We start from the raw sequence: 9,505 nt of genomic DNA on the forward strand, positions 1-9,505 counted from the left end.
CGCAGCGGTAGCGAGTCCTCGATAGCGTTAGCGAAGCGGTAGCGATAGCGTAGCGGTAGCGAGTCATCGAGCGTCAGCGTAAAGCCTACGGCATAGCTTCGCTTAGAGCGACGCAGGAGCGTCGCGTCATTACGAATTACAAATTATTTAACAGTCCTATACACAAATGAACTATTTACTAAGAGTTAAAAAAAAAGCATTCCAACTTTTACTATTTATACTTGGTTTCATCTTTGTCTTATTTACAGCAAGCCATAGTGGAGTGACAATAGCAACATCCACCGAAATTCTTTGGGATACTTATGGTGTACCCCATATCTATGGCAAGGATCAAGCAAGTGCTTTTCAAGCCTTTGGTTGGGCGCAAATGCAAAGCCACGGTAACTTACTTTTGCGTCTTTATGGTCAAGCACGGGGAAAAGCTGCCGAATATTGGGGCGAAAAATACTTAGAATCAGACCGATGGGTGCTGACTATGGGAGTTCCGGAACGTTCTCGTTCTTGGTATAAAGCACAAAGTCTAGCTTTTCGTAGCTATCTGAATGCCTTTGCCGCAGGAATTAATTCTTATGCTCAAGAACATCGAGAGTTGATAGACGATGAGGTAGAGGTCGTTTTACCAGTCAAAGCCGAAGATGTTCTCGCTCATCTCAACCGGGTACTGCATTTTACTTTTATTACGAGTTCAGAACAAGTTGCGGGCGTTAGTCAGCAGGAATCAAAAGCCGGGTCTAATGGTTGGGCGATCGCACCATCACATTCTGCAAACGGTCATGCTATGCTGCTAGCTAACCCGCACTTACCGTGGTCTGATTTATTTCTGTGGTATGAAGCACAGATGACTGCACCAGGAATTGACGCTTATGGAGTCACACTTGTAGGTATACCTGTTTTAGCGATCGCTTTCAACAATAATTTAGGTTGGACTCATACTGTTAATACTCACGACGGTTGGGATGCTTACAAACTCAACTTAGTTGAGAATGGTTATCGATTCGATGGCAAAGTCCGACCTTTTGACACCACAACCACTTTATTAAAAATCAAACAAAAAGACGGTACTCTCAAAACAGAACCTTTAGTCATCAAACATTCTGTTCACGGGCCTGTCACATCACAAACAAATAATCAAGCTGTGGCGTTGCGAGTAGTTGGTCTTGACAAGCCTAGTGTACTCGAACAATGGTGGGATATGGCACGCTCTCAAAACTTTTCCCAGTTTGAAGCAGCACTCAAACGCTTGCAATTGCCCATGTTTACGGTCATATATGCAGATAAAAACGGGCATATAATGCACCTGTTCAACGGTCAAGTTCCTATTAGAAAAAAAGGTGATTTTCAATACTGGCAAAATATTATCCCAGGTGACACTTCTGACACCTTATGGACAAAAATTCACCCTTATCAAGATTTACCTCGCATCGTTGACCCCAAAAGTGGCTGGTTGCAAAATGCTAATGACCCACCTTGGACAACCACATTTCCAACTGCTATCAACGCAGATAAATACCCATCTTACATGGCACCACGTTTTATGGATTTCCGGGCGCAGCGTTCTGCCAGAATGCTCTTTGAGGATAAAAAAATTACTTTTGATGAGATGGTGGCATACAAACACTCAACCCGAATGGAACTAGCAGACCGGATATTAGATGATTTAATCCCGGCAGCACGAAGATATGGAAGTGAATTAGCAAAAGATGCAGCTGATGTTTTAGCAGCTTGGGACAAGAAAGCGAATGCAAATAGCAAGGGTGCGGTACTATTTGCTGCTTGGGTAAAACAAATAGATTTGGATCAGGTGTTTAGTATACCTTGGAGTGAAAACAAACCGCGCACCACACCCGACGGCTTGGCTAACCCTAAACAAGCAGTTGCCAAACTGGAAACAGCGGCAGCTCAAGTACAAAAGACCTATGGGAAGCTAGATGTAGCATGGGGAGAGGTTTTTCAGCTAGATTATGGTGATGTAAAGTTACCTGCAAACGGTGGTGCAGACCCTCTTGGCATCTTCCGCAGCCTTTGGTTTACACCACAGTCAAATGGACATTTTAAGTCTGTTGGTGGGGATTCTTTTGTGGCGGCAATTGAATTTTCTCAACCAGTGCGAGCAATGGTACTTAACAGTTATGGCAATGCCACTCAGCCAAATTCACCCCATATTAGTGACCAGTTACAGATGTTCGCCAATCAAAAGTTGCGTCCAGTTTGGCGTCAGCGCTCAGATATTCTTGCTCATCTAGAAGAACGTAAAGTATTTTGAGCGAAATCACGCCTAATGTAAATTAAAAGCTTTAATTTTGTAGGGTGCATTATGGACGCAAGTCCTAACGCAGCGAAGATCTCGACTAAAAATCCGTCATTGATTGATTGGCTGAATAATGCAGACTTGCTCCCTTTCGCTGCTTGATTTGCCCTTGAATGCTAACAAGCAACCCTGAAATACTATCCTCGCCGATCACTTGAAAACAATTTAACTTTGAACACTAACAAGCAATCTTACGAAGCGCACCCTCACCCATGACTCAAGCAGCCTAACGTTGCCCATCACCCGCCGCATATAGCCTACTGAACTCAACCAACCAATCCTTTAGGTCGGGTGCATGGGCGTGGTTATGCAGCATTTTCCGAGGATTTCAATAGCAAATCTGGTAGTGCTAAAAACAAGTAATGATGACGTAATGAGATCTTTATACTGCAAGGACTCTAGCGATATAAAACATTACCTCTGTAGCACTACCGCAAATCTTGTATAGCCATTCAAAATGGGAAAGTCATAATCTGATTGATCCATTCCTCAGCAGTAGATGCTTCCCACACTAAGATAATTGCATTGATTGCTTCGCTGATTGGAAGATTCTGAGAAAGAATTAGAACACCAGAACTCGTTTGCGAAATGATGAATTGACCAAACTCAGTCGGCATAGTTTTGCGATCGTGCGTGACCAGCACCCTACCATCCCGTGCTGCAATGGTTAAAACTTCTGGATCTTTTATTCCTTCAAGCCCTGCTTCATTAGCTGATTGAAAATCCAGATTTGGTTGTCTGCGGATTGCACCAGTTACAATTGCCTGTCTAAGATCGGCATCAGCTTGAAAGCGAATTTCTGTCATACTGCTTTCTACTTTTGGGCTTGAGCCGCCTTCAATTTTTGGTATAGCAAAGGATTCTTTTCTCTACAAGACTGTTGTAATTGCTGAAACTCGGCTTCACCCTTTTTCAGATACGCATCCACAAGCTCTCGATTGGCAAGATAGAAAGCGATCGCACCATAAACCTGTTCGAGTGAAAGGAGTGGAAAATTTTGGGCAATACTTTCGGGCGATTCTCCGTTCAAGAAAGAATAGACAACTGAATCAAGGGAGATGCGGATTCCTTTGATCCAATATCCTTTGTCTCGTTGTTCAATGTATTGTTTTGTTGGGGTTGAGGCTAATGTCATAGGAATAACACTTACTGTTTACCTAAAATACTCAAGCGATGGCTCACTGCTTGACAGGCATGAAGCATCAATCCTCATTTTTCTTGCTTTTATCCGCGAGAAGAGATCCAAGCATACTAGCGTGCTGCAAAACCAATCGAGAGCGCGCTTATTCCCTTAAAAAAAAGCCTTACTCTCTGCTCATGCTTGAGGTCTTCCTCACGCGATACTTTTGTAAGTTCTGGATTGCTCCTATAAATATAGCCCATTATTCGGGTACTCTCATCTACCATACTAAATCTTATTGATATTAAAGACCCTAGAACAATCAACAAACAAGCTAATCTTGCCTTTTTTTCATCTTTCATAACTCTGAATTACAGACTTTAAAGTCGGCATAACGGCTAAGTTGAGCGGCGGCTAGTATCCTCGGCATCCTCACCAAGATCTCTTGTTCGTCCGCTCCAACGTGTTGTTAGACCGCGCTTTGGCGGCAAGCTGACAACTTCTCTTCCGCCTTCTGACTGTCTTTTTTGCCAGTCTGCAAACATTGCATCTAAGTCGTAATTGAAAGACTTAGCATGTTCTTCACGAATCTTGTGAATTTCATCTAGAATCTCATCTTGCCACATCGCTCAATCTCCTAATAGCTCGTAGGGAGTGCAAATTACAGGTAACTGGTATCCAAAATCAAAGCTAATCTCTTCAAGCTTCCTTTGAATTTGTGCGTTTGCAATATGCTTACAGTTCCAGGTTAACAGGTAATCCAAGCCGAAAAAAATTGTAGTTCGGGTTTGACTCCGTTAAACCCAACATAAATCTCGGTGTTGGGTTTCATAACTAACTCCGCACTTTTCGCAGTATTGCAAACGCTTTATCCCTTAACGCAACTGGTAACAGCGATAACCCTAAACCAGTCCAAGCTTTTGTATTGGAAACAGATTTTCCTGCCAAAACTAACTTTCTACCTTGTTGCGTTTCGCCCTTTTCAATTAAACGTAAACCTAATATTAACTGTGTTTCTGCTAAACGATACTGTCTAGTTTTCTCCAATTTTTCTGATTCAAATTGATAATTTTCCAAGTAACAAATTTTATCAAATAAATAGGGAATTGCTCTATTAATACCCTGCTGTTCTGCATGAGAGCGATATTCCATTAACAATTCTGGTAAATAATAACCTTTTTTCCCAGCCAAAGCTAACCGCACGAATAAATCATTATCCTCGCAATTTTGCAAGTTAGGTAACATAAACCCTAGTTCTTGCAAAGTTTGACGGCGAAATAATGTTGCTCCAATTTGAAAACTCTGCTTAATAAAGACAACTTCTAGCAAATTATCAACAATACCTGCTAACAAATCTGCTCTACCCCAATAACGAGAATTATTTTGCGTTTTTTCTTCATCTCGGATATTGTTAATATCAATTATCCAATGGTCTGTACCTACAAAATCAATACTTGCGTCTTGTTCAAGAATGCCAATAGTACGCGATAAAAAATCGCTTGTTAGTCTATCGTCATCATCAAATTTAATAAAATATTTGCCACTTGCAGCCTCAAAACCAGAGCGCATATTATTACTTTTACCAATGTTTTGCGGATGACGAATATATTTAATCCGACTATCTGTATATTGTGACATCAACTCAGGTGTACCATCACAAGAACCGTCATCACAAACAATTAACTCAAATTCTTGCTCTGACTGTTGGAGTACACTTTCAATAGCATATGGTAATATATTTACTCGATTAAAAGTAGCAATACAAACAGAAACTTTGGGCATATTTTTAAATGAAAGGGAACAGGGGAAACTAGCCGTCCACAAAGAGCGGGGTTCAATCTACCTAACCAAACAATTCGCAATGATAATTTACTGCTAAATTTAGGAAAAAGTTCTTTGTAGCTTTTTCATAGCTTTATTAAGTAGTCTATTGGTTTGAGATATAAAACTAGGTGGTTTTAGTTGCTTTGGTTTTTGGTCTGGTTGTTTAAGAAAGCGATAATGTAAAAATTCATCTTTATAACAAATCTTAACATCTTCTCCTTTACATAACCAAGCAAAATCATCAGAAGAATAGCTCATGTAATGAATACGATGAATTGGTTTTAAGCCATCTTGATTGTAGAGAACATTATTAATATTGACAAAAGGATTTGCATTGGCACAGTTACCAGTTCTGTCTTGTCCATTAGGACTAAGTGTAAAGTTAAATAAAGGGCGATCGCATCGCAAAGTTAGATAATTAAACAAAAAAGCATCATCCCACCATCCATATCCATTAATCCATTCAATTTCATTCTGGGTAATTAAACGTTTTTTCATTTCCTGCATTTCTTGAGCAGTAAATAACCCTCGCTTCGACCCAAAAAAGCTAGAACAATGCAGTTTAGGACGGATATCTGCTTCTGTATATAGCCCGGTTTTTTCAATAACAGAAATATCTAAAGCTGCTACGGTTCTGTTTTTAAGATGTTCCCAATCATCAAAAATAAAATCATATTGCTTTAACTTTTCAATGACATCAGTTACTGGCTTCATTGCCAAACTATCACCGTCATAAAAGACAAATTGCTCAAAAACACCTTCAAAAGCAACAAACTTTCTTTGGAGATGACTTTTATACCAACTAGGACGCGATACTTTAGCTTCTTTTTCTCTGGGATGTGCTGCCCAAACTTGGTGAGCAAATTCTTCCCATCGTTGAATTACGTCTGCATTTTCAAAAAGCATGACGTTCTTACGAGAATTAACTTCTTGTTGAACTAAATCTAATCGTTGATCATAGGGAATAATACAAATAGGAATATCTTCACTAACATTCATCTCAATACTGTTAATTAAAGCTACCAATTGGTCATAAACCACATCATTAGCAAGGGTATAAATGCCGAAGGAATTCATTTGAAAAAATCCTTTTTTTAGTTGCGAACTGATCAAAGAATATATAGATAGACTGGTAATGACATAAATTAATTCGTTGACTAGTTTAAAGGATAAAGAAACCTTATGGCTATACTTGCATCAGAAACTATTTATGTATTCTTGGTTACTATATACTGACTATTATTCCTCAATAAATACTTACCAAGCTCCTTCAAGGCGCGAACAGGGAACAGAAAAAAGAATTAGCCCCGAATATAGGGTAACAGCGTCCTTTGTAACAAAGTTCTGTTCGCCCTTGACGTTGGCGAAGCCAGACGCTCGTTCGCGAATGCGTCTCCCCTTGGGAGAAGACTCGCTCTCAGCGAAGCTATGCCGGAGGCTTTACGCTACGCTAACGCTCAGACTTGGCGCTAAATTTATTTATGAAAAAAGATAAAAATATGTGAAACGTTCCGGGCGTCAGCCACGATGTTTTAATGCGTCATTATTCAAATCCCCTAATTTTATAGCAATCCTAAATCATTAGTGAGAACTAAGATCCCCAACTTTTTTGAGAAGTCGGGGATCTGGACACCGCGAATCTTCACAAATCAGATAGAATTGCTATATCTGCACCTCTGCGTTTATGTATAAAGCTTAAAAATAGTAATTTTATAATATTCTTTGCAGTTTTTTATGAGATTTTTGAACGAATCTATTTGTTTTAGATATTATGCTGGGTTGTTTTAATCGCCTTGGTTTTTTTTCTGGCTGTTTAAGAAAACGGTAATATAAAAATTCATCTCTATAACAAATATTGACATCTTCTCCTTGACATAAACGAACAAAATCACCAGAAGAATAACTCATGTAGTGAATGCGATGAATTGGTTTTAATCCATCTTGGTTATAAAGAACATTATTAATATTTACGAAAGCATCTGCATTAGCACAATTACCAGTTCTATCTTGAGTATTGGGACTGAGAGTAAAGTTAAATATGGCGGGATCTCCGTACAAACTTACATAACTAAATAAACCAGAACTAGACCACCAAGAACTGGGTCGAATCCATTCAAATTCTTGTTTTCCAATCCAGCGTTCTTTTAAAATATTTAAATCTTCGCCACCAAACAGCAATCGCTTAGAACCAAAGAAACTGTCACAATGAATTTTAGAACGCAACTCAGCTTCTGTCAGTTGAGTTCTATTTTCCAGAATCTCAAGATTTAGCTGTGTTTTTTCTCTAGGTTTAGCGTGTTCCCAATCATTAAAAACGAGATCATAAGTATTTAACTTATCATATATATCATCAATTGGCTTCATGGCTAAGCTATCAGCATCATAAAACACAAATCTATCAAAATCACCATTAAAAGCAGCAAACTTCCTATGTACAAAGCCCTTATACCAACCAGGACGAGTTAATTTAGAATCACTTGCTCTAGGGTGATTATCCCAAAGCTGATTGACAAAATTGTCCCAGCGTTGAATTGCTTGCCAATCCTCAAAAAGGATAACATTTTTTCTAGATTTCAGTTCTTGTTTAACTAAATCTAATTGCTCGTTATAAGGAATTACACAAACAGGAATATCTTGACCAACATTCATTTCAATGCTGTTTAGCAAAGCAACTAGTTGGTCAAATACAGCATCGTTGGCAAGTGTATAAATACCGAATGATTTCATTCTGCTATACCCTATTCGACTAACAGATTTCATCTAGCAACAGTTACATCTTGCCTTAAACCTATTTGTAAAAACAATAGTTTGTGTGAAACTACACAGTAAATTTACGGTTATTGTCATTTAATGGATATTTAGCTTTTTGTAGGCTTTAATTTATGAAAATTTTACGAAAAATATATAAGGGATATTTGTGATGACATTCAGCCTAAAATCAGGTGTCATGGTATATGTATCATCATTGGCAATTACTTGTATGAATATATTAATGCTATCTTCCACTTTTCCTTATCCACCAACGCGTGGAGGCACTGCGGTGAGGACGTTTAATTTACTTAAGTACTTAAGTCAACGCCATAATATTACCCTTGTAACTCAACGTGAATATGACGTTACAGAAACAGAAATAGCAGGGTTACGAGATTGTGTAGATCATCTAGTCGTTTTTGATCGTCCTACAGATGCTAAAACTACCTCAAAAATACTTAAAAAAGTGCAGCGCTTCAGCACATTTCTACAACAGGGGACGCCACCAAGTGTACTGAACCGTTATTCAGTTGAGATGCAAGCATGGATTGATGCATTTGTAGAAGCGGGTAAATGTGATGTAATTACTTGCGAACATAGTGTTAATGAAATTTATGTGCGATCGCATTTTCTCAAACAACTAAAAACTATAGTCAACGTCCATAGTTCTGTATATGGTAGTTGTCGTAGTCAGCTAGCAATTGGCATTTCGGAGAATTCACTTAGAGACAGAATTAATTTACCGCTTTTGCGTCGTTATGAGCAAAAATACTGTGCTAAATTTTCAACTATTGTGGTAACAACCGAAGAGGATAAAATTCAACTACAAGAATTCAATCCTCATAGTGAAATTACAGTTATTCCTAATGGTGTAGATTTGGTTACTTTTCCCAACCGTACCACCGATCCTGGAGGACATCGCTTAATTTTTATAGGTGCAATGGATTATTTAGCAAACGTTGACGCTGTTTGCTTTTTCAGCAATGAAGTCTTACCAAAAATCCAAAAATCTTACCCTAATACGACTTTCGATATTGTTGGTTCTCATCCTGCGCCAGAGGTTTTAGCACTTCAACAAAAACCAGGAATTAATGTTACTGGGCGTGTACCTTCGATGGTAGAGTATTTGCACAAAGCAACCATTTGTGTTGTACCCATGCGGACAGGGTTTGGTATTAAAAACAAAACCTTAGAAGCAATGGCAGCCGGTGTACCAATAGTAGGAAGCGATCGCGGTTTGGAAGGATTAACCATAGATGATGGTAAATCATTACGGGCATTACGAGCGAATGAGCCAGCAGAGTATGTTGCCGCTATTAGTCAATTATTTGAGCATCCACAAATGCGATCGCAATTGTCTAACAACGCTAGACAACTAATAGAAACAGAATTCACATGGGATATCGCTGGTAAACACTATGAACAAGCCTGTCTTTAAAGACAAAAATAGTTAAATAATTCGTAATTCGTAATGACGCGACGCTCCTGTGTCGCTCTAAGCG

General features: G+C 38.9%; 9 protein-coding genes and 1 pseudogene. 2 read left to right on the forward strand and 8 right to left on the reverse strand.

From position 1 onward, the window contains the following. Positions 1-166 precede the first annotated feature (166 nt). A complete protein-coding gene (locus AC5JMF_RS25310) occupies positions 167-2,263 on the forward strand; it encodes an acylase (RefSeq protein WP_495798464.1) in 2,097 nt (698 codons plus the stop codon). Positions 2,264-2,760: 497 nt separating this feature from the next. Here the strand turns inward: AC5JMF_RS25310 and AC5JMF_RS25315 are convergent, their stop codons facing one another. From AC5JMF_RS25315 to AC5JMF_RS25350, 8 genes and pseudogenes are all read right to left on the reverse strand, one after another. After that, the gene (locus tag AC5JMF_RS25315) at positions 2,761-3,114 is read right to left on the reverse strand and encodes a DUF5615 family PIN-like protein (protein WP_495798465.1); all 354 of its coding nucleotides are present in this window, start codon (positions 3,112-3,114) and stop codon (positions 2,761-2,763) included. An 8-nt stretch (positions 3,115-3,122) separates the two neighbouring features. Continuing rightward, positions 3,123-3,443 carry a DUF433 domain-containing protein gene (locus tag AC5JMF_RS25320; protein WP_495798466.1) on the reverse strand — a complete coding sequence of 107 codons (321 nt, stop codon included), beginning with the start codon at positions 3,441-3,443 and terminating at the stop codon, positions 3,123-3,125. A gap of 116 nt (positions 3,444-3,559) precedes the next feature. Next, the gene (locus AC5JMF_RS25325; RefSeq protein ID WP_495798467.1) at positions 3,560-3,790 is read right to left on the reverse strand and encodes a hypothetical protein; all 231 of its coding nucleotides are present in this window, start codon (positions 3,788-3,790) and stop codon (positions 3,560-3,562) included. Positions 3,791-3,826: 36 nt separating this feature from the next. After that, entirely contained in the window at positions 3,827-4,054 is a 228-nt protein-coding gene (locus tag AC5JMF_RS25330) for a hypothetical protein (protein WP_495798468.1), read from the reverse strand. Positions 4,055-4,057: 3 nt separating this feature from the next. After that, positions 4,058-4,195: pseudogene (locus AC5JMF_RS25335) on the reverse strand (type II toxin-antitoxin system VapC family toxin); the annotation flags it as partial. Positions 4,196-4,262: 67 nt separating this feature from the next. After that, complete coding sequence (locus AC5JMF_RS25340) at positions 4,263-5,210, reverse strand: glycosyltransferase family 2 protein (protein ID WP_495798469.1); 948 nt, start codon at positions 5,208-5,210, stop codon at positions 4,263-4,265. 99 nt (positions 5,211-5,309) lie between these two features. Further along, positions 5,310-6,329, reverse strand: a complete 1,020-nt coding sequence (locus AC5JMF_RS25345; protein WP_495798470.1) for an Npun_R2821/Npun_R2822 family protein — start codon at positions 6,327-6,329, stop codon at positions 5,310-5,312. A 633-nt stretch (positions 6,330-6,962) separates the two neighbouring features. Further along, complete coding sequence (locus tag AC5JMF_RS25350; RefSeq protein WP_495798471.1) at positions 6,963-7,979, reverse strand: Npun_R2821/Npun_R2822 family protein; 1,017 nt, start codon at positions 7,977-7,979, stop codon at positions 6,963-6,965. Positions 7,980-8,232: 253 nt separating this feature from the next. Here AC5JMF_RS25350 and AC5JMF_RS25355 point away from each other — a divergent pair, with 253 nt between their 5' ends. Then, a complete protein-coding gene (locus AC5JMF_RS25355; RefSeq protein WP_495798472.1) occupies positions 8,233-9,441 on the forward strand; it encodes a glycosyltransferase family 4 protein in 1,209 nt (402 codons plus the stop codon). Positions 9,442-9,505 lie beyond the last annotated feature (64 nt).

The organism is Desmonostoc vinosum (genome assembly GCF_059505385.1).

Coding starts and splice junctions, on each gene's coding strand:
- AC5JMF_RS25310 (WP_495798464.1), top strand. CDS start 167: ATGAACTATTTACTAAGAGTTAAAAAAAAAGCATTCCAACTTTTACTA.
- AC5JMF_RS25315 (WP_495798465.1), bottom strand. CDS start 3,114: ATGACAGAAATTCGCTTTCAAGCTGATGCCGATCTTAGACAGGCAATT.
- AC5JMF_RS25320 (WP_495798466.1), bottom strand. CDS start 3,443: ATGACATTAGCCTCAACCCCAACAAAACAATACATTGAACAACGAGAC.
- AC5JMF_RS25325 (WP_495798467.1), bottom strand. CDS start 3,790: ATGAAAGATGAAAAAAAGGCAAGATTAGCTTGTTTGTTGATTGTTCTA.
- AC5JMF_RS25330 (WP_495798468.1), bottom strand. CDS start 4,054: ATGTGGCAAGATGAGATTCTAGATGAAATTCACAAGATTCGTGAAGAA.
- AC5JMF_RS25340 (WP_495798469.1), bottom strand. CDS start 5,210: ATGCCCAAAGTTTCTGTTTGTATTGCTACTTTTAATCGAGTAAATATA.
- AC5JMF_RS25345 (WP_495798470.1), bottom strand. CDS start 6,329: ATGAATTCCTTCGGCATTTATACCCTTGCTAATGATGTGGTTTATGAC.
- AC5JMF_RS25350 (WP_495798471.1), bottom strand. CDS start 7,979: ATGAAATCATTCGGTATTTATACACTTGCCAACGATGCTGTATTTGAC.
- AC5JMF_RS25355 (WP_495798472.1), top strand. CDS start 8,233: ATGAATATATTAATGCTATCTTCCACTTTTCCTTATCCACCAACGCGT.